This is a genomic window from Streptomyces sp. Da 82-17 (assembly GCF_046098215.1).
In the GTDB taxonomy this organism is placed as follows: domain Bacteria; phylum Actinomycetota; class Actinomycetes; order Streptomycetales; family Streptomycetaceae; genus Streptomyces.
The window spans coordinates 276,953-297,739 of record NZ_JBJURH010000005.1 but is presented as its reverse complement, the minus strand read 5'-3'; the positions used below and the strand labels follow the sequence as shown (position 1 = coordinate 297,739).

Below are 20,787 nucleotides of genomic sequence, written 5' to 3'. Positions count from 1 at the left end.
CCGCTCACGCGTCCTTGTAGCCGATGACGAGGGAGTCGGTCGCGCTCAGCGTCTTCGCCTCGGTCCTGGCGAAGCCGGCGGTACGCATCCACCCGGCGCACTTGGCCGTCGAGTACTCGGAGCCGCCGTGGGTGACGAGCAGCATGTCCAGGCTGATCAGCAGGTTGACCAGGTCGGTGGGCTGCTCGGCGACCATCCGGTCGTACACGAGGAGCGCACCGCCCGGGCGGACCGCCCGGTAGGCCTTCTCGACCAGGCCCTGGCGCTGCCCGTCGTCCCAGTTGTGCAGGACGTGGCCCATGACCAGGACGTCGCCCTCGGGCATCGGGTCGTCGCTGAAGAAGTCGCCGCCGACGAACGACACCCGGTCCTCGGTGCCGAGCTTCGCCATCAGCTCCGCGAACGGCTCGGCCATGTGCGGCAGGTCGAAGACCGTGGCCTTCGGCTTCGGGTGGTCCTTGAGCAGCAGCGCGGCCAGGTTGCCGCGGGCGCCGCCGACGTCGACGAAGGTGTCGTACGCGTCGAAGTCGAAGGCGGCCGACAGCTTGGGCGCGACCAGGCTGTTGAGGGAGTCCATCATCGTGAGGAACTGGCGCAGGTGCTCCGGGTCGTCGGCCATCTGCCCGACGATGTCGCCCTCCTTGCCCTTCACCTGCGGCTCGCCGGTCCGCAGGGCCTCGGTGAGGTGCGTCCAGGCCGGGTACAGCATGCTGTTGGCGCGCTCCAGAAAGCCGCCGGCGTAGCTCTGCTTGTTGCGGTCGAGGAAGCGGTCGGCCTCGGCGCTGTTGCGGTAGCGGCCGTCGCTCTTCTCCAGGACGCCGAGAGTCACGAGCGCGGTGAGGAAGTCGCCGGCGCCGCGCGGGTGCAGGCCGAGCTTCCCGGACAGCTCCTCGTGGTCGGCCGGACCGGCGGCCAGGGTGGAGAAGACGTCCAGCTCCAGGGCGCTCAGCAGGATCTTCGCGTCGCAGAAGGCAGTGCCGAGCCGGATCAGCTTCTCGGGGCTGGCGGGAGTGTGCGTCGTCACGGACGGACCTCTTTCCTGGTTCTCCTGGGTGCCGCGCGGCGGCCGGACTTGACGCTCCGGATGCTGGTCCACGCTCCTTGAGAACCGGCCGGGCCCGGCTCGAAGCGCCGTGAGCGGTACGGGAGTTCCCCGCGGACACGACGGCGCCCCGCCCGGAGGACCGGACGGGGCGCACGTGGGGGGCGTTCAGGCGGGCGGCAGTCGGTGCACCGGCTCCGTGACCGCCATGTCGCCGGCGCGGCGGTACGGCTGGAGGCGGCGCCGGTTCTGCACATGCCGTTCGCTCGTCTCGAAGGCCCGGAACTCCGCTTCGCTCGACCAGTCGGTGACGACGTAGTAGACGCCCTCCTCCTCCAGCGAACGGACCAGGGACTGGCCCCGGTTGGCCGGTTCCCCGGCGATGGACTCGCCGATCGCGAGCCAGGTCCGCTCGAACTCCGCGGTCTTCCCGGGGAAGATCTCCATCCGCAGGATCACCGTGCAGTGCGCCTCAGCCGCCATCGCGGGCCTCCCTCGTCCCGTGCGTCTCCCGCGTCCCCTGTGCCGTCTCCTGCGCCGGGTGCTCGACGAGTACGGACGCGTCCTTGTCCCCGTCGCCGGCCGCGACGACCGCCGCGAAGCGTTCGCGCACCGCGTCGAGCACGGGCATGGCGGCCCCCTGCCCGGCCGCCGCCTCCAGCGCGATCCGGATGTCCTTCTCCATCAACTCGCTGCGGAAGAACGCCGGTTCGTACGTCTGCCGGCGCATCAGGTCCGCCCGGAAGCGCAGCACCATCGAGCTGAAGCCGCTCTCGGTGACCGAGGTCAGCAGCCGGTCCCGGTCGAGGCCCGCGGCGACGCCGTACGAGAGTCCTTCGGCGAGGGCGGCGACCTGGGCACCGAGCAGCAGATTCAGGATCAGCTTCATCGCCGCCGCGGTGCCCGGCGCACCGAGGTGGACGATCTCGCTGCCGAGCGCCTCGTGCACCGGCCGCACCTCGGCCAGATCCGCCTCCTCGCCCGCGGTGAACACCCGCAGCTCGCCCTTGCGGGCCTGCAGCGGGTTGCCGACGACGCAGGTCTCCACCCGGTGCAGCCCCGCGTCGGCGAGCCGGGCGGCGGCCGTGCGGGCGTAGCCCGGAGAGACGGTGGAGGTGTCCACGATGTACGAGCCGGGCGCGAGCACCGGGACCACCCGGTCGAACAGCACCTCCTCGACGGCCCGTTCGTCGCTGAGGCTGAGCGCCACGACCCGGTGCCCGCGGGCCGCCTCCTCGGGCGCGTCCGCGCGCAGCGCCCCGGCCTCGACCAGCCGGTCCGCCTTGGCCGCGGTCCGGTTGTACACGGTCAGGGCGTATCCCTGCTCCTGCAGGCGCGCGGCCATCCCGCCGCCCATGGCGCCGAGGCCGATGAACGCCAACTGACGTTCCTTCACGGTGCGTTGCTCCTCTCTCGTCGGACGCCGGACGCTCAGTAGGAGGCGTCGACCTCGTACAGGGCGAACGGGGCGGCGGTGCGGGTGTCGCGGTACGGGCGCAGTGGCGCCGTGTCCTCGCGGTGCTCCGCGCCCCGCTCCCACTCCTGGAAGGCGGCCAGGGAGGCCCACCGGCTCATCACCACCAGGGCGGTCGGGTCGTGCGGGCTGCGCAGCAACTCGTTGCCGAGCATCCCGGGCACGCCCGCGAGCCGCTTGCTCACCACGTGGTACGCGTCCCTGACCGCCGCGAACTCCGTCTCGTCGTACGCGGCCTGGTACACCAGGACCCGCACCTCGCCCGTGCTGTCACCGGCCATCGGCCACCGCCGCGCCCTCGATGTGGGCGACCACCTCCATCACGTGGAAGGACCCTCCCTTGCGGTACGGGTGCAGGGTGGCCCGGTGCTCCAGGTGTGCGGGACTCTCCTCGAACTCGCGGAACCGCGGCTCGTCCACCCAGTCGCTGACGATCACATAGGTGCTGCCGTCCGTGCCCGCCTCGCGCGACAGGGACTGGCCCAGGTTGGCGGGGTGCCCGGTGACCGCGGCGGTGCCGTCGTGCCAGGCCTTCTCGAACTCGGCCTCCTTGCCCGGCACGATCTCCATGCGCAGCATGATCCGGAACGTCATCAGGAGATGCCCCCGTCGACGCCGATCTGGTTGCCGGTGACGTACCGGGACAGGTCGCTGGCCAGCCACAGCACCGCGCCCGCCACCTCGTCCGGGGTGCCGAGGCGGCCCAGGGCGGTCTTGGCGCCGTACCGCTCGGCCATCAGCTTCTTCTGGTCCTCGGGCATGGCGTGGAACTTCTCGGTCTCGATGACGCCGAGCACGAGGACGTTGAAGCGGATGCCCTGCGGCCCGAACTCCTTGGCGAGGGACCGGTTCAGGCCGACGAGCGCCGACTTCGTCGCCGTGTAGTGCGCGCGCAGCGGCACCCCCGCGTCCGAGGCGCGGGAACCGATGGACACCACCGACGAGCCCTCGCCGAGCAGCGGCAGGGCGTTCTGGATGACCAGGTGGGCGCCGGTCACGTTGGTGGCGAGGATGCGGCCCCACTCCTCCACGGACAGCTCCGCGTACGGGATGTGGCTGATGGCGCCGGCGTTGTTCACGACCAGGTCGAGGCGGCCGTACCGCTCACCGACCTTGCCGAGCAGCCCGGCGACCTCCTCGGGCTGCGACAGGTCGGCGCGCAGCACGTGGTGGTCGCCGCCGGTCTCCTTCAACTCCCGCTCCAGGGAGCCGACATGCTCGCTGTCGTTCTGGTAGCAGGTGACGACGTCGACGCCGGCGCGGGCGAGCGCCAGGACGATGCCCCGGCCGACCCCGCGGGTGCCGCCGGTGATCAGGGCCTTCTTGCCCCGGAGTTCGAGATCCATGAGTCCTCCAGTGGTGGTCGGTGCGGCCGGTGTCAGAGCAGCACCGCGAGCGCCGCGCAGTTCACGACGAGGGCGGCGATGGTGAGGGCGCTGCGCAGCCGGTTCCAGGCGCCCCAGGACGGCCGCGGGTCCCTGGCCGCGAAGTCGGCGGGCAGGTCGTCCGGGTCGAGGGTGCGCATCCAGCGGTTGACGGGTGCGTTCTTGGTGAGGGAGATGACCGCGGTGGCGAGGGCGAGCAGCCCGGCGAGCCCGAACAGCCCCCGGGCGGCGGCCTGTTCGGCGACCAGCACCAGGGCCAGGTCGCCGACGACCGTGCCGACGAGGCAGAGCGGCATCGCCGGGTCGTAGCGCTGCCCGTGGTACGCGTGGGCGTGGACGTACTGCCCCGCGGGGAGCGAGGCCAGATAGGGGAAGCCGCCGAGCAGCGTGCCGAAGAGGACGCCCGCCGCCAGGCCGTTGAGCAGCAGGACGAGAGGGACGAGGGCTGTCTGCACCGGAGCTCTCCTCAGCGCGCGGCGCGCGCGGCGGCCTCGACCTTGTCCTTGATGAGCGCCATCTGGACCTTGGTGTTGCGGTTGAGGTGTGCGGTCATGCCGGCGTCGTCGACGGGCGCGGCGGGCTTCATGTGGAAGTCCTGGACCCAGCGCATCCGCACGCCGCCGGTCGGCTCCTCGGTGTACTCCCAGAAGATCTTCATGTACTCGAAGGGCCCGGTCTCGACCCGCTCGGCACGTGCCGTGCGGGCCTTCCTGTCGCCGGTCCGCCGCGACACCCAGCTCCAGACGTTGCCGTCCTCGTCGGGGTGCATGGTGAGCCGGAACGTGACGGTGTCGCCGTCCCGCTCCAGGACCTCCGCGGAGGCGTACTCGCTGAACAGGTCCGGCCAGTTGGGTACGTCGTTGGTCATCTCCCACACCACGTCGAAGGGCGCGTCGATGACGATCTCGTTGTCGGTGTGACCAGCCATGAGCCGTCTTCCTTGTCTGTCGGGGCTCGGTGTCTTGCGGGCTCTCGTGTCGGGCCGCCGGGCTCTCGTGTCGGGCCGCCGGGCTGCGTGCCGGGCGCTCAGGCGCCGAGCACCAGGGCCGAGGTGAAGCCGCCGTGGCCGCGGGCCAGCACCAGGGCGTGCCGCAACGGGAGTTCGCGCGGCGACCCGGTGACGAGGTCGAGCCGGTCCGCGGCCACGGGTGCGCCGACCCCGGCGGTGTGCGGGATCACGCCGTGGCGCAGGGCGAGCAGGGCGGTGGCGACGTCGAGCGGCGCGCCCCCGCCGTACAGCCGTCCCGTGAGGCTCTTCGGGGCGGTGACGGGCACGCCGTGCGGGCCGAACACGGCGGCGATCGCGGCGGCCTCGTCGCGGTCGTCCTCGGGCACCCCGGAGGCGTCCGCGAACACGACGTCGATGTCGGACGGGTCGAGCCCGGCGTCCGCGACCGCCCGGGCCGCGACCCGGCGCAGCACCCGCGGCCGCCCGGAGCCGGGCACCGGGTCGAAGCCGGAGGCGTGCCCGAGGACCCGCCCGTAGCCGGAGCCGGCGCCGCGTTCCGCCGCGGCCGCGGCGCTCTCCAGGACCAGGATCGCGCCGCCCTCGCCCGGCAGATGACCGCTCGCCGCCGCGTCGAACGGCAGATACGCGCCCGCCGGGTCCTCCGCCGTGCTCAGCCTGCCGTTGGACAGCTGCGCGGTCAGGCCGTACGGGCACAGGGAGGCGTCCGTGCCGCCGGTGAGCACGAGCCGCGACCCGGTGCCGGTGAGCCGCCGCGCCTGCGCGATCACGTCGAGGCCGCCGGCCTGCTCGCAGGCGAGCACCCCGCACGGGCCGCGCATCTTGTGCCGGATGGAGAGCTGCCCGGTGGTGGCCGCGTAGAACCAGGCGATGGACTGGTACGCGCCCACATGCGACGGGTCGTTCCGGTACAGCGCGGTCATCTCGTTCTGGCCGAACTCCGTGCCGCCCGAGGACGACGAGGTGACCACGGCCATCTCGTACTCCGGCAGGTCCGCCGGGTCCACGCCCGCGTCGGCGAGCGCGGCCTCGCCGGCGTGCAGCGCCAGGTGCGTCCAGTGGTCGGTCTGCGAGATCAGCCGGCCGGCCACCCGCTCCTGGGCCCGGAACCCCGGGACCTGGCCGGCGAACCGCACCGGGTAACCGGACGCGTCGAAGCGGTCGATGGGCCCGATGCCGGACTTCCCGGCGAGCACCGCGGACCAGTGCGCCTCGACGCCGATCCCGGTCGGCGCGACGATGCCGAGACCGGTGATCACCGGCGCCGCGGAGCGGTCACGGGCGGTTGCGGCCGTCATGGCGTGTCCCTTCCGGCGGCCGCCGCGGCGGAGCCCGGCCGGGCCAGCAGCATCGCGGTCTGGAAGCCGCCGAAGCCGCTGCCCACGCTCAGCACGGCGTCCATCCTGTGCTCGCGCGCGTGCAGCGGCACATAGTCCAGGTCGCACAGCGGGTCGGGGGTGTGCAGATTGGCGGTGGGCGGCACCACCTGACGGTCGAGGGCCAGCGCGCAGGCGGCCACCTCGATGGAGCCGATCGCGCCCAGGGAGTGCCCGACCATCGACTTGATGGAGCTGACCGGCACGTCGTAGGCGTGTCCGCCGAGGCTGCGTTTGAACGCCGCGGTCTCGTGCCGGTCGTTCTGCTTGGTGCCGGAGCCGTGCGCGTTGATGTAGTCGACGGCGGTCGGATCGAGCTTCGACCGGTCGAGCGCCACCGTGATCGCCTCGGCCATCTCCCGCCCGTCCGGCTTGAGTCCGGTCATGTGGTACGCGTTGCTGCGGCCCGCGAACCCGGTGATCTCGGCGTAGATCCGCGCGCCCCGGTCGAGTGCCGCCTGCCGCTCCTCGACGACCATGACGGCCGCGCCCTCCGCGAGCACGAAGCCGTCCCGGGTCCCGTCGAAGGGGCGCGAGGCGTGCTCCGGGTCGTCGTTGCGCGGCGTGGTTGCCTTGATCGCGTCGAAGCAGGCCGAGGTGATCGGCGACAGCGGCGCGTCGGTGGCGCCGGCCACCGCCACGTCCGCCGAGCCCTCCTCGATCAACTGCACGGCGTGGCCCAGGGAGTCGAGCCCCGAGGTGCAGCCGGTGGAGATCAGCGCCACCGGCCCCTCGGCGCCGACCTCCCAGGCCACCTCGGTGGCGAGGGTGGACGGCACCATGTAGCCGTACAGGTGGGGCGTCCCGTACTCGTGGTCGACGAGCCACTTCCGGCCGCTGTCGCTGAGGACGACGTACTCCTCCTCCAGGCCCATCGTGCAGCCCACGGCCGAGCCGATCGCGACGGTCAGGCGCTCCGGCGGCAGCGCCGCCAGGTCGATGCCGCTGTCGGCCACCGCCTCCCGCGCGGAGACCACCGCGAACTGCGCGGCCCGGTCCATCCGCCGGACCTGCCGCGGGGTGAGCCCCGCGGCGATCGGGTCGAAGTCCGCCTCGGCCGCGACCTGGGAGCGGAACTTCGACGGGTCGAAGAGCGTGATCCGCCTCGTGGCGGTCCGCCCGTCGGCGAGCAGCTGCCAGAACGCCTCCCGGCCCACCCCGCCCGGCGCGATCACGCCGACCCCGGTGATGACGGCCCGACGGCTCACCGCGCCCCACCCACGTCCGGGTTCGGGGCCTGCGGGCGCTGCGCCTGCTCGGTGTCCACGTGGCCGAGCTCGGGCCGGGGCGCGAGCGGCGACAGGTGGAAGGCGCAACTCGCCGTCACCGCACCGGTGTTGACCAGCCGGTGCCGCACCCCGATCGGCACGAGCAGCGAGTCGCCCGCGGCCAGCGGAACCTCGGTGCCGTCCAGGGTCATCGTCAGGTCGCCGGCGACGACGTGCAGGAACTCCTCGGAGTACGGGTGGTAGTGCTCGGTGACGAAGTCGCCCGGCTCCAGGGTCAGCACACCGCCGAAGCCGGAGGTGCAGCCGACCGTCTTGGGGCTGAGGGTGACGCGCAGGTCACCGCCGCGCCGGGTGTTGGCGTCGACCTCGTCGGCGGCCACCTTCACGGTGCGGGAAATGGCCGAAGTCACTGGACTCGCCCTCCGTCCTTGGTCCATACGTAGAAGGGCTGCGCCATGGCGTCCTTGGGCTCCTTCCAGTTCGGGTCGTACGGCTCGACGCACTCGGCGAGCCGGGTGTTGATGTCGTCGTAGAGCGGGTGGCTGCGGGCCCGGTAGAGGTTGGGCGCGATGTCCTCGTCGGCCTCCACCAGGTGGAAGTAGAGGCCGTGGAACCGGAAGAGCGTCCGGCGGCTGACGCCGATCATGTGCGGCAGGTCCGTGGAGTCGGAGTCCTCGAAGATCCGCGCGATGTCCTCGGCCTTGTCCGGCCGGAGCTTGGCGACGATGAGTGTGCGGTGCACGAGTGGGTGCCTCCTGCGTGGCCCGGGGACGGAACAGCGGATCGGAAGTTCTCACCGGGCCCTTGACACCCGCTCGAATCCGGCTGCAGGAGCGCGCTGCAGCGGAACTCGAGCCGCCGCCGACCGGAGTGCAGTGCGCTGCGCCCGACGACCGTCAGTGAGCCGATCGCAGGGGAGGGGCCCGTATGCCGTTCGCGGCCATCACGTACGACATCAAGCCCGGGCACGAGAAGGAACTCACCGAGATCTTCGGGAACTTCAAGCGGGTGCGGAGCAGCAAGGTCGAGGACGACGCCGGGCGGGCGGCCGGCACGATCCTCGCGACCGCCGTGTTCCTGCGCGACGACACGCTCGTCCGCGTCATCGAGTACACCGGCGACCTGGAGGCCGTGGCCCGGCACATGGCCGCACAGCCGGGGGTGCGGGAGGTCGAGGCGAAGCTGAAGCCGTACCTGAGCCGCCCCCGGGACACGGACACCGTGGAGGGCTTCGTGGCGACGTTCAAGCGCAGCCTGCTGACCACGGTGGCGCAGATCTCCGTACGGGACCTGCCTGCCGCCCCCTGACTGGCGGCGGTGAGCGTGGGTGGCCCGGCACCGGTCCAGGTGCCGGGCCACCCGTCGTCGTGCCGGGCGGGGCGCCGGTCAGAGCAGCAGCACCGCCCACGCCGTGACCCCGAGGGCGAGCACCGCGAGGGTGGTGCGCAGCAGGTGCCAGCGCTGCCACAGCGGCCGCGGGTCCTCCCAGTCGGCGGGCAGCTGAGACGGGTCGGCGATCGCCTTCACCCGCCGGTTGATGGGAACGTTGGCCAGGTGCGAGACGCCCGAGACGCCGAGCAGCAGCACGGCGGCGGCCCCGAACAGCGGCTGTGCCCCGCCCCCGCCCTCGCTGAGCACGGCGAGGACGCCGGTGGCGAGGCAGCTGCCGAGCACGATGACCGGCATCGTCGGATCCCAGTTGCGGCCGAGCAGCTGGTGCGCGTGGACATAGGTGCCGGGTTCCATCGCGAAGAGCGCGGGCAGCACGCTCAACGCGACGGCGAACAGCACTCCCGCGGTCACGCCGCTGCCCAACAGGGCGACGACGGCGAGGAGTTCGGTCATGCCGTCGGTGCCCCCGAGACCGGGTGGGTGTCGACGGTCAGCTCGGACACCCGCCGCATCACCGCGTTGCGGAAGTACGCGGCGAACGCCTGCGGGGTGCTGGTGTCCCGCTCCTCGGCCAGGTAGGGCGCCAGCTTCTCCTCCAGCAGGTGCACGCCCTTCTGGGCCGCCATGTGCCGGCCGACGGCCGCGAACTCGCCCTCGTAGTGGATGACCCGGACCAGCATGTCGTCCCGTACGAACACCGCGGTGCCGAGCAGCCGCCCGGCCGCCGAGCCGTCCGCGTCGGCGTACTCGGGGGTGTCGACCCGCTGGAACCCGGCGAAGATGTCGGCGATCTCGTCCTCGTGTCCCGGCTTGATCCGGTACGTGATGGCTGCGTAGGGCATCAGATTCCTCCGTCGACTTCGATGGTGGTGCCGGTGACGTAGCGGGAGGTGTCACCGGCCAGGTACAGCACCGCTCCGGCCACGTCCTCGGGTCTGCCGAGGCGGCCGAGGGCGGTCATCGCGGTCAGCCGCTGCACCAGCGGCGGCGGCAGTTCCTCGCCCGGCGGCGGCTCGGTCACGCCGGGCGCCACGGTGTTGACGCGGATGCCGCGGGCGCCGAACTCCTTGGCGAGGGCGCGGCCGAAGCCGATCAGGGCCGCCTTCGACGCGCTGTAGTGCACCCCGCCCGGGCGGCCGCGCAACGCCACGGACGCGCCGACGTTGACGACCGACGCGCCCTCGACGAGCAGCCCGGTCAGGGCGTGCGTGACCAGATACGCCGAGGTCGTGTTGTGGCCGAGGACGCGGTGCCACTCGTCCTCGGTGAGCTCGGCGAACGACACGTGCGCGTCCACCCCGACGTTGTTGACGAGCACGTCGAGCCCGCCGAACCGCTCCCGGACCGCGTCGGCCGCCTCCGCCGCGCCCGACGCCTCGGTCACGTCGGCCCGGACCAGGGCGAAGTCCGCGTCCAGCGCCTTGAGTTCCTCGGTCAGCAGCTCGGCGTTGGCCCCGGCCGTGCGGTGCCCGGCGATCACCCGGGCGCCGGCCCGGGCGAAGGCGAGCACCGTCGCCCGGCCGATGCCGCGGGTGCCGCCGGTGACCAGGACGCGCTTGCCGGCCAGGCCCGGGTCGAGCGCCGTCAACGGACCGCACCCGCCTGCGGGGCGGAGTTGACGATCTCCAGGAGCCGGCGCGGGGTGTCGGCCTCGGCGACCGCGTCGTCGTCCAGGACGAGGCCGTAGTTGCGGCTGATCAGGCCGGTGAGCTGGAGCAGGGCCAGGGAGTCGTAGCCGAACTCCATGAAGGTGGTGTCCAGGGCCTGTTCGCCCTCCATGACCATCCCGTCGTCGGGGGCGCCGACGCATTCGAGGAGCAGCGCGCCGAGGTCCTTCAGGGTGATCTCGCTCATGACGGTCCTTTCGGTGGGTGGATGGGGCGGATGGGGCGGGTCGGGCGGACGCGGGCCGGTGTGCGGTCAGTTGGCCCGCGCGAGCGTCGGCACGTGGTCCGGGAGCGACCCGTCGAGGACCAGGTGCGGGGAGGAGTCGAGGACCGCCCGGTGCAGGTACTCGATGCCGGGCGAGGGGTCGAGGCCGAGCCCTTCCTTGAGCGAGGCGCGCAGCCGGTGGTACACGCTCAGGGCGTCCCCGCGGCGCCCCGCCCGGTACAGGGCGATCATCAGCTGCTCGTGGAAGTCCTCGTACAGCGGATGTCTGGTGGTGAGCGCGGAGAGTTCGCCGATCAGCGCGTGGTGCCGGCCGAGCCGCAGCCCGGCCTCGATCTGCCCGTGCAGCGCGCTCATCCGGGACTCGTCGAGACGTACCGCCTCGGCCTCCAGGAGCACCCCGCACTGCACGTCGGTGAGAGCGGGGCCGCGCCACAGGGCGAGGGCCTTGCCGAAGTGGGCGGCGGCGGCCTGCCAGTCGCCCTGCTCGGAGGCCTTGTGCCCGGCGTCGGCCAGGGCGTGGAACTCCTGGGCGTCGATCAGGCCGCCCTGGGTGTCGAGCCGGTAGCCGCCCGGCTCGGTGACGAGGATGCTCTTCGCGCCGCCCGGCGGGGCGTCGGCGCCGTCGCCGAGCGCGGTGCCGATGAGGTTGCGCAGCTGCAGGATGTACGTCTGCAGGGTGGTGTGCACGCTGCGCGGCGGCCGCTCCCCCCACACCTCCTCGACCAGGGCGGGCACCGGCACGAGCCGGTTGGCCTGGAGGGCCAGCAGCGCGAACACCTTGCGGGGCTTCACGGCGGTGAGGTGCAGCGGCACACCGTCCTGGGTGGCCCTGAAAGGACCGAGTACGCAGATGTCCATCCGATCTCCTTCGCAGCGGATTCCGGCACGGCCGGAGTGGGAGAGATGCGTCCCTCGCCGCGGCGCGGCCGCGTGCGACATGCGTCGTGGACCGCGGTGTGCCGTGCGAGGGCGGCAGGCCGGGGCCCGGCCGCGGCGACGCTCCGGCCCGCTGCCGCGGGTGGGTCCCGCGGTACGGACGGACACGGAGGCGTCGGGCGAGCCGGGCGGCCCGGGAGCCGGCGGAGCTGGTGGGTGGGCGCGGGTGCGGGTGGGCGGCGGCCTACCCCGCGGGAACGGGTGGGGCGGCGGGCACGGCGCCGCGCAGCAAGTCGCCGATCCGGTGCGGGAGTTCACGGCCGCGCACGAAGAAGTGCGCACCGGGCACCGAGTCGAGGCGGAACTCCCCGCTCGTGCAGTGCCGCCACGCCCGCACCTGTGCGGCGGACACCAGCCGGTCGTCGCGCCCGGCGAAGGCCCGCAGGCCGACCGCCAGCGGGTCGGCGGGCGCGGCCCGCAGACTGCGGGCGAGCAGCAGGTCGGCGCGGAGGGTGGCCAGGGTGTGCGCGAGCCGGCCGGGCCTGCGGCGCAGCGTCTCGGGCAGCGACTGCTCGTCGCCGAAGGCCACCAGCAGTTCCTCGTCGGTGAGTTGGGCGGGGTCCCGGGCGTCGAGCAGGGCGAGCGGCAGCTGCGGTGCGGGGCAGGCGCCGACGAGCAGCAGCCGCGGCGGCCGCAGTCCGGCCCGCGCCCGGTGCAGGGCGAGACGGTAGGCGACGAGCGCGCCCAGGCTGTGCCCGTAGAAGGCGTGCGGGGTGGGGGAGTCGAGCAACGGGGCGAACTGGCGCTGCAGTTCGGACACCAGGCGGTCGGCGTCGACGATCGGCTCCTCCCGGAGCAGCGCCTCCCGGCCCGGCAGCCGTACGGGCAGGACATCGATGTCGCGGCCCACGCGCGGCTGCCACCCGGCGAAGGCCATGGCTCCGGCACCGGCGTGATGGAAGCAGAACAACCGCGGTCTGCCTCCGTCGGCCGGTGGCCGTACTGCCAGAAAACGGTGCACCTCTGTCCCCCTCGCAGATGTGGCCGCGGCAGCCCGCGGCCCTCGACGCGGAACCAGGGTCGCCATGGGCCCTATAAGGCGGCTCGACTCCGGCTCGGGCGCGGCCGCGCGGGAGTTCCCGTCACGCCGTCAGGGCCGGGCCGCGCGGGCAGTGCAGGGCCACGCCCAGCACATGGACGCCCACCCGCACGCTGTGGAAGGTCCAGCCCGGAACCTCCGCAGGCGTCCCGTCCGGCAGCAGCATCCGCACCGGACTCCCGGGCGGTCCGCCGTCGAAGCCGAACTCCGTGAACCGCAGCCGCAACCCCTGCCCGGTCGCCTTGCTGTAGGCCTCCTTGAGCGTCCACAGCCGCACCAGCTCACGGTCCCGGCCCTCCTCGGGCACGGACCGCAGGGCCTGCAGCTCGTACGGCGTGCAGGCGTGCCGTTCGGTGCCGAGCGCGGTCATCCTGCGCTCCGCCCGCTCGACGTCCACGCCGATCCGGCCGAGCCGGGACACCCCGACGGCCAGCAGGTCCCCGGTGTGGCCGATGCTGACGTCGAGCCCGTCGACCCCGCGCAGGTACGGACGGCCGCCCGGCGCGCGGGCCACCTCCACCTCTTCGGGCGGCGCCAGGAGCAGCGCCCCGGCCACCGACCTGAGCAGCAGCCGGGACGCGGCGGACCGGTCCCGGGCCCGGCCCGGGCGGGCGGGCCCGCCGCCCGCCCCGGACGCCCGCCCGCCCGGCAGCAGGGCGCCGACCCGCGCGTGCACGACGACGGCGCCCTCCCGCACGAACGCCGCGCGCACCTCCTCCCACCCGCTGTGCGGCCCGGGGCACCGCAGGGCCGGTACGGAGGCCGTGTTCATCCGCCGACCGGGCCGGCGTAGAGGTCGAAGCTGCGGGCGTCGTCGTACCGGTGCAGCAGTTCGTCGAGCAGGACGGCGTCCGGCGCGTCCGGAGCTCCGGTCTGCGCCGCGCCGAGGCGGGCGGTGACCCGGCGCAGGGCGGCGGCCGCCCAGTCCGGCGCGCCGAGGAAGCCCTCGCCCCGCTGCTCCCGCCAGACGCCGAGGCAGGCGGCGCCCGCGCAGAGCAGCGCGTAGCGGTCGGCCAGGGCGCGGGCGCGCGGCCCGGCCCGGTCGCCGGGCGGCAGCGCGGCGCGGTCCGCGTGGAAGCGTCCGAGCTCCGCGTCGAGCTGCGCGGCTGCGGCGGCGAGCCGGTCGGCCGCGGGCCCGACGGCCCCCGCCACCGCGCGCAGCGACCCCGGCAGCGAGCCGAGCAGCACGTCCCCCGCGGCGGCCGCGTCCGCGGGGCCGGGCGCCTGGAAGTCCCCCTGGTGCGGCCGGAACAGAGCCGCCGGAGCCCGCTCCGCGCCGGCCTCCGGAAGGGCGGCCGCCACCGTCGACCGTGCCGCCGCGGGCCCCCGCAGCACCGCCAGGTCCCGCGCGGCCTTGGCGAAGGCGCCGTGGCCCGCCCCGTCCGCGTACGCCTCCGGGCCGAGCAGCGCGGACAGGTCGTACACCAGGTCCAGGAGCACGGCCGGCAGCAGGCAGGCCGCCGCGGCGGCGGGCAGCGCGCCGTCCCCCGGCAGCAGCTGGACCGTGCGGGCGGCGGCGAGCGCGAGGCTGTCGCACAGCAGCAGGTCCGCGAAGGCCGCGCCGAGCACGGCCCGCACCCGTGGCCGGCCCAGCGACGAACGGCCGTGCGCGGGCCGGGACTTGACGTGGGCGACGGCGGCACGGAGGGCAGTGTCGGCACACCCCAGGGCCATCGACGGGGCGAGCGCACGGAGCGCCGGACGGGCCCGCGCGGCCACCGCCGCCCCGGCCCCCGGCGGCCCGACCCGCTGCCCCGGGCCGATCCGGTGGCCGTCGAAGACGACGCCGCGCACCTCGCAGCCCCGCACCCCGCTGGCGGCTAGGCCCGAGCGCAGCCGTACGCCCGGGCCGTCCCGCAGCGGCCCGTCGAGCAGGAACGCGTCGTACGCGTACAAGGCGTGCCCCGCCGGGACGTCGCTGCGGCGGTGGCCGTCCCGGCAGGGGGCGAGGGCGCGGGCGAACAGCAGCACGGCCTGCGCCCCGGCCGCGTTGTCCAGGGCGTCGAGGCGGCCGTCGAGCCGCCAACTGGAGCCGCGTTCAAGGGCGGTGAGCGGAAGCGGACGGCTGCCGTACGCGTCGGATGCCGGGTAGGCGCACGTGGCCCGACCGGAGTCGAGCAGCAGCCGGGCCGTCGCCCGCCGCTGCTGTGCCGAGCCGTCCGCCCACACGGCGGCCGCGGCCCGGAACGGCAGGGTGGCGCAGACCAGGCCGAGCGCCGCGTCGCGCCGGTACACGGCACGCCCCACCCGGGCCAGGGCGTCCAGGTCCGCGAAGCGGCCGCCGAGCTCGGTGGGCACCAGCTCGGCGCCCAGGCCGAACTCCGCGAGCGCCCGCTCGCCCGCCGGGAGCAGCCGCCGCTTCGCGTCCGCGGTCACGAACTGCCGTACGCCCGCAGGGTTTCCGGGGTGGTCCGGATCGCCGAGGGCGTGTTCGAGGCGGGCGAGCCGGGCCCGCAGGGCCTTCTCCTCCGGGCCGGGCCCGGTCAGCGCCTTGGTCACCCGCGCACGCTGACCGACCCGGCTCGCCGGTGCCTCGAACGCCGCTCGACCTCTCAGTGCGCGCCGTGCGCCCCGTCGAGCCGCAGCTTGCGGGGCGCCTGTTCCTCGGTGCCCGGCTCGACGACCAGGAACTGGCCCATCATGCCGTCGTCCTCGTGCCGCAGGACATGGCAGTGGTACATGTACGGCCTCTCGGTGTCGGTGAGGGTGTCGAACCGGACGGCCAGGCGGACCGTGCCGAGCGCCGGCAGATAGGCGGTGTCCTTGGGGCCCGTCATGTACGCCGGGGGTTTGTCGCCGTCGACCGAGAGGACGTTGAAGGTGCAGCCGTGCACATGAACGGCGTGGATCATGTCGTCGGCCCGCGAGATCTCCCAGATCTCGGTGGCCCCCGCGGGGACGACCTCGTCCACCCGGGCCATGTCCATCACCTTGTTGTTGATCGCCACGCCGCTGAACTCGAACGTCCGGACCCGCGCGTCCTGCGGCACCTCGATCGGCCGCGGGGCGCCGGCGAAGCGGGCGGGGAGTTCCGGTGACGTCCTGAGCCGGTTCGCGGCCCGCAGCGCCAGGATGTCGAACACGTCGTCGCCGCCGAGGAACCGGTCCGACGAGACTCCGGTCTCCGGCTTGAAACTGCGCAGCAGCGCCTCGTCGCCCGGCTCGAACGCCACGACGACCTCGGCCCGTTCACCGGGCGCGAGGCGCAGCCGGTGCAGCTCCACGGGCCGTTGCAGCAGCCCGTTCTCGGCGGCGACCAGGTGGAAGGGCCGGTCGTCGGTGAAGCCCAGCTGGTAGATGCGGGCGTTGGACGCGTTGAGCAGCCGCAGCCGCACCCGCTCGGTGGTGACCGGGACGTACGGGTCGTGGACGCCGTTGACCAGGATGGTGTCGCCGAGCACGCCCCGGTTGTCGACTCCGGCGAGGTCGTCGCTGAGGCTCGTCTCGGTGAAGTCGAGCGCGCCGTCGTCGTGGAAGTTCTTGTCCTGGATGATCACCGGCAGGTCGTCGACGCCGTAACTGCCGGGCAGCCCGGACGACTTGGAGTGCTCGTCGTCCACGATGATCATCCCGGCGAGGCCCCGGTACACGTGCCGGCCCGTGGTGCCGTGCGGATGCGGGTGGTACCAGAGGGTGGCGGCGGGCTGGTGCACGGTCCAGTGCGGGCGCCAGGTGTCCCCGCGCTCGATCATCTGGTGCGGGCCGCCGTCCATCGCCGGCGGCAGATGCATGCCGTGCCAGTGGAGTGTGGTCCGCTCCGGCAGCCGGTTGGTGACGGTCAGGGCGACCCGGTCGCCGTCGCGCATCCGCAGAGTGGGGGCGAGGTGGGGGCCGTTGGCGCCCCAGGTGTCGGTCTTCCGGCCCGGCAGCAGCGCGGTGCGGCCGGGGGCGAGGTGCAGCGCGTAGTGCCGGCGGCCGTCGGCCACGGTGTCGGGGTCGAGCAGATCGGGGAACTTCAGGCGGTTACGGAAACCGAGCTCGCCGACGTTGGTCTGTTCGTACCGGCGGTACGCGGTCAGATAGTTCACTCCCAGGCCCGCGCCGCCCACGAGGGCGACACCCCCCACGGTCAGGAGGATCCGGCGGCGGACTGATGCCATGACGTGTGCTCCGTAAGCGAGTTGAATGTCCCCCGCTCCATGATCCGCTCCCGCGCTGGAGGGAGGCTCGAGTTCCGGTCGTTTCCGCGCGACCGGAGAACGCCGCCGGCCGCCGGGGCGCACGGGCCTGTCGAGCCGCCCCCGACCCCCCTTCGAGAGGCGGCCCGCACGCTGCCGCCATGGACGAACCGCTCCGTCTCACCGTGCTCCGCGGCCACCCCGACCCGGCCGAGCTCGCCGCGGTCGTGACCGTGCTCCTCGCCGTACTGCGGGCCGCCGGCCCGGAAGAGGAGGTGAACGGGGCGCCGCGGGCCGGCTGGGGCAGGACGGGACCGTACCGCTCCCCGGTCGCCTGGAAGGCCCGCTGACGCCCCCGGCCGCTCCCGGGCACGCCGCCGCGCATCCGACCACGGGTCAAGTCCGCCTCAAGAGAAGGTGCATATTTTCTTGACCTCGCAGGAACAGGGTCGTCCATGGGGGAGCCAGTGGTCATGTACCGGACGTTCACCGAACTCATGACGGACAGAGCGCAGGGGCGGGCCGGTCACCCCGCGCTGCTGCTGCCACCGGAGAACACCGGCGCGGGCCCGGACGTGACCGTCTCGTACCGGGAACTGCACGACGCCGCCTGCGAACTCGCGGGCTGGCTGCAGGAGCGGGGCGTGCACGGCGAGCGGGTCCTCGTCATGCACCGCTCCCCGCGCCAGTTCACCGTCAGCTTTCTCGCCTGCCTCTACGCGGGCGCCGTGGCCGTGCCCGTGCCGCCCGTCGAGGGCCACGGCCACCAGGAGGAGCGGGTCGGCGGCATCCTCCGGGACGCGGCGCCGTGCGCGGCCCTCACCGACGCCCGGCTGGCCCCGGACCTCTCCCGGCTGCTCGCCGCACGCGGCCGCGGCTCGATGCCCTGCCTGGCCGCCGACACCGTGCACGGCCGGTCCTCCTGGACGCCGCCGCGGCAGGACCCGGACGCCCCGGCGTACCTGCAGTACACCTCGGGCTCGACCGGGTCCCCGCGCGGCGTGGTCGTCAGCCACGCCAACCTGCTCGCCAACCAGCAGGTGATCCGCGACGCCCTGCACACCGGGCCCGACGACCGGATCGGCGGCTGGCTCCCGCTGCACCACGACATGGGCCTGGTCGGCCAGTTGCTGCACCCGCTGTGGCTCGGCGGCACCTCGGTCCCGCTCGCCCCCGAATGGTTCGCCCGGCGTCCGGCGCGCTGGCTGGAGGCGGTCTCCGAGCACGGCATCACCGTCACCGCCGCCCCCGACTTCGCCTACGACCTGTGCGTGCAGCGGGTCACCGACGAGGAGTCGGCGGGGCTCGACCTGTCCGGCCTGCGGGTCGCGGTCAGCGGCGGTGAGCCGGTACGCGCCGGGACGGCCCGCGCGTTCGCCGAGCGCTTCGCCCCGGCCGGCCTCGACGCGGAGGCGCTCACCTCGGGGTACGGGCTCGCCGAGGCCACCCTCCTGGTCACCGCCGCCCCCACGGGCCGGGGCCGCGCCGAGTGCACCGTGGACCCCGAGTGGCTGAGCTGCAACCGGCTGCGCGACCCGCTCCCCGGCGGCCCGGCCCGCACCCTGGTCTCCTCGGGCCCGGCGCCCGACACGGTGCGCATCGTCGACCCGGAGACCCGGCAGGCCCTGCCGGACGGCTCCATCGGGGAGATCTGGGTGCGCGGGCCGAGCGTCGCCGCCGGCTACTGGCGCGACCGCGCGGAGACCGCGCGGACCTTCGCCGCGTGCACCGCGGACGGCGAGCCGGGCTTCCTGCGCACCGGGGACCTGGGCGCGCTGCGGGACGGCCGGCTGTACGTCACGGGCCGCCTCAAGGACGTGATCGTGGTGGCCGGGCGCAACCTCTACCCGCAGGACCTGGAGCACACCGTGCAGCGGGTGAGCTCCCTGCTCGGCGTCGGCACCGCGTTCTCGGTGCCCGGCGAGCGGGAGCGGATCGTCGTGGTGCAGGAGCTGCGCACCCATCACCACTACGACCTGGACCTGGCCGGTCTCACCGGGAACGTGGAACGCCGCCTGGCCGACGAGTTCCAGGTGGCCGTCGGCGGGGTGCTCCTCGTACGGCCCGGCACGGTGCGCCGCACCACCAGCGGAAAGGTCGAACGCGCCACGATGCGCAGGCTGTTCCTGAGCGGGGCGATCGAGCCGGTGCACCAGCTCCTCGACGCCGAGCTCCTCGACCCCGGGCCGCTGGGCCGTGAGGAGTGCACGACGGCGGGCTGACCCGGCCGGGCCGCCTCGCCTCGATCGCCGTGCGGGCCGTTCCTGGAGCGGCGCTCGAGGGGCGCTCCCTACGGTGACGCGATGACGACCTTCGACGAGCTGCTCTCCGACGTCTCCGTCCCCGATCTGCGCCGCTCGACCGACGAGTTGAACCGTCTCAAGGCCGGCACGGGCCCCGCCGCCGACCCGGCGGCCACCGACCGCCAGCACGCGAAGGGCAAGCTCACCGCGTACGAGCGCCTCGATCTGCTCTTCGACCAGGGCACGTTCACCGAGCTGGAGCCGCTGCGCCGGCACCGGGCCACCGGCTTCGGCCTGGACGAGCGCAAGCCGTACGGCGACGGCGTGGTGGCCGGCTGGGGCCTGGTGCACGGGCGCACCGTCTTCGCGTACGCCCACGACTTCCGGGTCTTCGCCGGCGCCCTCGGCGAGGCGCACGCCGCCAAGGTGCACAAGGTGATGGACCTCGCCGAGGCGGCGGGCGCCCCGCTCGTGTCCCTCAACGACGGTGCGGGCGCCCGCATCCAGGAGGGGGTCACGGCACTCGCCGGGTACGGCGGGATCTTCCGCCGCAACACCCGCTCGTCCGGGGTGATCCCGCAGATCAGCGTGATCATGGGGCCGTGCGCGGGCGGCGCCGCGTACTCGCCCGCGCTGACCGACTTCGTCTTCATGGTCCGCGAGACCTCCCAGATGTTCCTCACGGGCCCGGACGTGGTCCAGGCCGTGACCGGCGAGAAGATCAGCCAGAACGGCCTGGGCGGCGCCGATGTGCACGCGGGCGTCTCGGGGGTGGCGGGCTTCGCGTACGACGACGAGGCCGAGTGCCTGGAGGACGTACGCCATCTGCTGTCGCTGCTGCCGCAGAACAACCGCGAACTGCCGCCCGCGGAACGGCCGTTCGACCAGCCGGACCGACGTACCGACGCGCTCGTCTCCCTCGTGCCCGCCGAGCCGGGCCGGGCCTACGACATGCGCGACGTGATCACCGAACTCGTCGACGACGGCGAGTACTTCGAGCTGCACGCGGCCTGGGCGCCCAATGTGGTGTGCGCCCTGGCGCGGCTCGACGGGCAGGTCGTCGGCATCGTCGCCAACCAGCCCGCGGCGCTCGCCGGCGTCCTGGACATCCACGGCTCGGAGAAGGCCGCCCGCCACGTCTCCACCTGCGACGCGTTCAACATCCCGCTGGTCACCCTGGTCGACGTGCCCGGGTTCCTGCCCGGCGTGGACCAGGAGCACGGCGGCATCATCCGGCACGGCGCCAAGCTGCTCTACGCCTACTGCAACGCGACCGTGCCGCGGATCTCGGTGGTGCTGCGCAAGGCGTACGGCGGCGCGTACATCGTGATGGACTCCCGCTCGATCGGCGCCGACCTGTCCTTCGCCTGGCCGACCAACGAGATCGCCGTGATGGGCGCCGAGGGCGCCGCCAACGTGGTGTTCCGCCGGGAGATCGCCGCCTCCGACGACCCGGACGCCACCCGCGACCGGCTGGTCAAGGAGTACAAGTCGCAGCTGATGCACCCCTATTACGCGGCCGAGCGCGGCCTGGTCGACGACGTCATCGACCCGGGGGAGACCCGCTCGGTGCTGGTCCGCTCGCTCGCGATGCTGCGGCACAAGCACGCGCCCCTGCCGGAGCGGAAGCACGGCAACCCCCCGCTGTAGCGGCCCGCCGCGGGGGCGCGGGCGAAGCGGCGCGGCGTCGGGT

At 73.9% G+C, this 20,787-nt stretch carries 25 protein-coding genes; 4 read left to right on the top strand and 21 right to left on the bottom strand.

What is annotated here, in order from left to right; translation table 11 throughout:
• Positions 1-4 precede the first annotated feature (4 nt).
• From ACIDOF_RS11205 to ACIDOF_RS11150, 12 genes are all read right to left on the bottom strand, one after another.
• Positions 5-1,024: a methyltransferase gene (locus ACIDOF_RS11205; protein WP_409005639.1), complete on the bottom strand. Its 1,020-nt coding sequence runs from the start codon at positions 1,022-1,024 to the stop codon at positions 5-7.
• A 186-nt stretch (positions 1,025-1,210) separates the two neighbouring features.
• Positions 1,211-1,525 (bottom strand): antibiotic biosynthesis monooxygenase family protein, encoded by a 315-nt coding sequence (locus ACIDOF_RS11200; RefSeq protein ID WP_409005638.1) that lies wholly within the window; start codon positions 1,523-1,525, stop codon positions 1,211-1,213.
• A complete protein-coding gene (locus ACIDOF_RS11195) occupies positions 1,515-2,438 on the bottom strand; it encodes an NAD(P)-dependent oxidoreductase (RefSeq protein ID WP_409005637.1) in 924 nt (307 codons plus the stop codon). Before ACIDOF_RS11195 ends, ACIDOF_RS11200 begins: the two co-directional genes overlap by 11 nt.
• A gap of 35 nt (positions 2,439-2,473) precedes the next feature.
• A complete protein-coding gene (locus ACIDOF_RS11190; protein WP_409005636.1) occupies positions 2,474-2,797 on the bottom strand; it encodes an antibiotic biosynthesis monooxygenase family protein in 324 nt (107 codons plus the stop codon).
• Entirely contained in the window at positions 2,787-3,110 is a 324-nt protein-coding gene (locus ACIDOF_RS11185) for an antibiotic biosynthesis monooxygenase family protein (RefSeq protein WP_409005635.1), read from the bottom strand. Before ACIDOF_RS11185 ends, ACIDOF_RS11190 begins: the two co-directional genes overlap by 11 nt.
• The gene (locus ACIDOF_RS11180; RefSeq protein WP_409005634.1) at positions 3,110-3,862 is read right to left on the bottom strand and encodes an SDR family NAD(P)-dependent oxidoreductase; all 753 of its coding nucleotides are present in this window, start codon (positions 3,860-3,862) and stop codon (positions 3,110-3,112) included. The genes ACIDOF_RS11185 and ACIDOF_RS11180 overlap by 1 nt, the downstream gene beginning before the upstream one ends.
• A 32-nt stretch (positions 3,863-3,894) precedes the next feature.
• The gene (locus ACIDOF_RS11175) at positions 3,895-4,356 is read right to left on the bottom strand and encodes an anthrone oxygenase family protein (RefSeq protein WP_409005633.1); all 462 of its coding nucleotides are present in this window, start codon (positions 4,354-4,356) and stop codon (positions 3,895-3,897) included.
• An 11-nt stretch (positions 4,357-4,367) separates the two neighbouring features.
• The gene (locus tag ACIDOF_RS11170) at positions 4,368-4,829 is read right to left on the bottom strand and encodes an SRPBCC family protein (protein WP_409005632.1); all 462 of its coding nucleotides are present in this window, start codon (positions 4,827-4,829) and stop codon (positions 4,368-4,370) included.
• A gap of 98 nt (positions 4,830-4,927) precedes the next feature.
• On the bottom strand, positions 4,928-6,166 hold the full coding sequence (locus ACIDOF_RS11165) for a ketosynthase chain-length factor (protein WP_409005631.1): 1,239 nt from the start codon (positions 6,164-6,166) through the stop codon (positions 4,928-4,930).
• On the bottom strand, positions 6,163-7,452 hold the full coding sequence (locus ACIDOF_RS11160; protein WP_409005630.1) for a beta-ketoacyl-[acyl-carrier-protein] synthase family protein: 1,290 nt from the start codon (positions 7,450-7,452) through the stop codon (positions 6,163-6,165). The genes ACIDOF_RS11165 and ACIDOF_RS11160 overlap by 4 nt, the downstream gene beginning before the upstream one ends.
• Positions 7,449-7,883: a cupin domain-containing protein gene (locus ACIDOF_RS11155; RefSeq protein ID WP_409005629.1), complete on the bottom strand. Its 435-nt coding sequence runs from the start codon at positions 7,881-7,883 to the stop codon at positions 7,449-7,451. Before ACIDOF_RS11155 ends, ACIDOF_RS11160 begins: the two co-directional genes overlap by 4 nt.
• Positions 7,880-8,215: a TcmI family type II polyketide cyclase gene (locus ACIDOF_RS11150; protein ID WP_409005628.1), complete on the bottom strand. Its 336-nt coding sequence runs from the start codon at positions 8,213-8,215 to the stop codon at positions 7,880-7,882. The genes ACIDOF_RS11155 and ACIDOF_RS11150 overlap by 4 nt, the downstream gene beginning before the upstream one ends.
• A 185-nt stretch (positions 8,216-8,400) precedes the next feature.
• Between ACIDOF_RS11150 and ACIDOF_RS11145 the strand changes: the two genes are divergently transcribed.
• Positions 8,401-8,781 carry a SchA/CurD-like domain-containing protein gene (locus ACIDOF_RS11145; RefSeq protein WP_409005627.1) on the top strand — a complete coding sequence of 127 codons (381 nt, stop codon included), beginning with the start codon at positions 8,401-8,403 and terminating at the stop codon, positions 8,779-8,781.
• A gap of 78 nt (positions 8,782-8,859) precedes the next feature.
• On the opposite strand, the gene ACIDOF_RS11140 is transcribed toward ACIDOF_RS11145, so the two are convergent.
• From ACIDOF_RS11140 to ACIDOF_RS11100, 9 genes are all read right to left on the bottom strand, one after another.
• Entirely contained in the window at positions 8,860-9,318 is a 459-nt protein-coding gene (locus tag ACIDOF_RS11140) for a DUF1772 domain-containing protein (RefSeq protein WP_409005626.1), read from the bottom strand.
• Positions 9,315-9,707 carry a SchA/CurD-like domain-containing protein gene (locus ACIDOF_RS11135; protein WP_409005625.1) on the bottom strand — a complete coding sequence of 131 codons (393 nt, stop codon included), beginning with the start codon at positions 9,705-9,707 and terminating at the stop codon, positions 9,315-9,317. The genes ACIDOF_RS11140 and ACIDOF_RS11135 overlap by 4 nt, the downstream gene beginning before the upstream one ends.
• Positions 9,707-10,453: an SDR family NAD(P)-dependent oxidoreductase gene (locus ACIDOF_RS11130; RefSeq protein WP_409005624.1), complete on the bottom strand. Its 747-nt coding sequence runs from the start codon at positions 10,451-10,453 to the stop codon at positions 9,707-9,709. Before ACIDOF_RS11130 ends, ACIDOF_RS11135 begins: the two co-directional genes overlap by 1 nt.
• Entirely contained in the window at positions 10,450-10,719 is a 270-nt protein-coding gene (locus ACIDOF_RS11125; protein WP_409005623.1) for an acyl carrier protein, read from the bottom strand. The genes ACIDOF_RS11130 and ACIDOF_RS11125 overlap by 4 nt, the downstream gene beginning before the upstream one ends.
• 66 nt (positions 10,720-10,785) lie before the next feature.
• Positions 10,786-11,616 carry a BTAD domain-containing putative transcriptional regulator gene (locus ACIDOF_RS11120; RefSeq protein ID WP_409005622.1) on the bottom strand — a complete coding sequence of 277 codons (831 nt, stop codon included), beginning with the start codon at positions 11,614-11,616 and terminating at the stop codon, positions 10,786-10,788.
• 262 nt (positions 11,617-11,878) lie between these two features.
• On the bottom strand, positions 11,879-12,721 hold the full coding sequence (locus ACIDOF_RS11115; protein WP_409005621.1) for a thioesterase II family protein: 843 nt from the start codon (positions 12,719-12,721) through the stop codon (positions 11,879-11,881).
• A 55-nt stretch (positions 12,722-12,776) separates the two neighbouring features.
• The gene (locus ACIDOF_RS11110; RefSeq protein WP_409005620.1) at positions 12,777-13,505 is read right to left on the bottom strand and encodes a 4'-phosphopantetheinyl transferase family protein; all 729 of its coding nucleotides are present in this window, start codon (positions 13,503-13,505) and stop codon (positions 12,777-12,779) included.
• Entirely contained in the window at positions 13,502-15,232 is a 1,731-nt protein-coding gene (locus tag ACIDOF_RS11105; RefSeq protein WP_409005619.1) for an acyl-CoA dehydrogenase, read from the bottom strand. Before ACIDOF_RS11105 ends, ACIDOF_RS11110 begins: the two co-directional genes overlap by 4 nt.
• A 53-nt stretch (positions 15,233-15,285) precedes the next feature.
• A complete protein-coding gene (locus tag ACIDOF_RS11100) occupies positions 15,286-16,833 on the bottom strand; it encodes a multicopper oxidase family protein (protein WP_409005618.1) in 1,548 nt (515 codons plus the stop codon).
• A gap of 179 nt (positions 16,834-17,012) precedes the next feature.
• Here ACIDOF_RS11100 and ACIDOF_RS11095 point away from each other — a divergent pair, with 179 nt between their 5' ends.
• From ACIDOF_RS11095 to ACIDOF_RS11085, 3 genes are all read left to right on the top strand, one after another.
• On the top strand, positions 17,013-17,201 hold the full coding sequence (locus ACIDOF_RS11095; RefSeq protein ID WP_409005617.1) for an acyl-CoA carboxylase subunit epsilon: 189 nt from the start codon (positions 17,013-17,015) through the stop codon (positions 17,199-17,201).
• 105 nt (positions 17,202-17,306) lie between these two features.
• A complete protein-coding gene (locus ACIDOF_RS11090; RefSeq protein WP_409005616.1) occupies positions 17,307-19,073 on the top strand; it encodes a fatty acyl-AMP ligase in 1,767 nt (588 codons plus the stop codon).
• Positions 19,074-19,154: 81 nt separating this feature from the next.
• Positions 19,155-20,744: an acyl-CoA carboxylase subunit beta gene (locus ACIDOF_RS11085; protein ID WP_409005615.1), complete on the top strand. Its 1,590-nt coding sequence runs from the start codon at positions 19,155-19,157 to the stop codon at positions 20,742-20,744.
• Positions 20,745-20,787 lie beyond the last annotated feature (43 nt).

Coding starts and splice junctions, on each gene's coding strand:
- ACIDOF_RS11200 (WP_409005638.1), bottom strand. CDS start 1,525: ATGGCGGCTGAGGCGCACTGCACGGTGATCCTGCGGATGGAGATCTTC.
- ACIDOF_RS11190 (WP_409005636.1), bottom strand. CDS start 2,797: ATGGCCGGTGACAGCACGGGCGAGGTGCGGGTCCTGGTGTACCAGGCC.
- ACIDOF_RS11185 (WP_409005635.1), bottom strand. CDS start 3,110: ATGACGTTCCGGATCATGCTGCGCATGGAGATCGTGCCGGGCAAGGAG.
- ACIDOF_RS11180 (WP_409005634.1), bottom strand. CDS start 3,862: ATGGATCTCGAACTCCGGGGCAAGAAGGCCCTGATCACCGGCGGCACC.
- ACIDOF_RS11170 (WP_409005632.1), bottom strand. CDS start 4,829: ATGGCTGGTCACACCGACAACGAGATCGTCATCGACGCGCCCTTCGAC.
- ACIDOF_RS11165 (WP_409005631.1), bottom strand. CDS start 6,166: ATGACGGCCGCAACCGCCCGTGACCGCTCCGCGGCGCCGGTGATCACC.
- ACIDOF_RS11145 (WP_409005627.1), top strand. CDS start 8,401: ATGCCGTTCGCGGCCATCACGTACGACATCAAGCCCGGGCACGAGAAG.
- ACIDOF_RS11140 (WP_409005626.1), bottom strand. CDS start 9,318: ATGACCGAACTCCTCGCCGTCGTCGCCCTGTTGGGCAGCGGCGTGACC.
- ACIDOF_RS11135 (WP_409005625.1), bottom strand. CDS start 9,707: ATGCCCTACGCAGCCATCACGTACCGGATCAAGCCGGGACACGAGGAC.
- ACIDOF_RS11125 (WP_409005623.1), bottom strand. CDS start 10,719: ATGAGCGAGATCACCCTGAAGGACCTCGGCGCGCTGCTCCTCGAATGC.
- ACIDOF_RS11120 (WP_409005622.1), bottom strand. CDS start 11,616: ATGGACATCTGCGTACTCGGTCCTTTCAGGGCCACCCAGGACGGTGTG.
- ACIDOF_RS11115 (WP_409005621.1), bottom strand. CDS start 12,721: ATGGCGACCCTGGTTCCGCGTCGAGGGCCGCGGGCTGCCGCGGCCACA.
- ACIDOF_RS11110 (WP_409005620.1), bottom strand. CDS start 13,505: ATGAACACGGCCTCCGTACCGGCCCTGCGGTGCCCCGGGCCGCACAGC.
- ACIDOF_RS11100 (WP_409005618.1), bottom strand. CDS start 16,833: ATGGCATCAGTCCGCCGCCGGATCCTCCTGACCGTGGGGGGTGTCGCC.
- ACIDOF_RS11095 (WP_409005617.1), top strand. CDS start 17,013: ATGGACGAACCGCTCCGTCTCACCGTGCTCCGCGGCCACCCCGACCCG.
- ACIDOF_RS11090 (WP_409005616.1), top strand. CDS start 17,307: ATGGGGGAGCCAGTGGTCATGTACCGGACGTTCACCGAACTCATGACG.
- ACIDOF_RS11085 (WP_409005615.1), top strand. CDS start 19,155: ATGACGACCTTCGACGAGCTGCTCTCCGACGTCTCCGTCCCCGATCTG.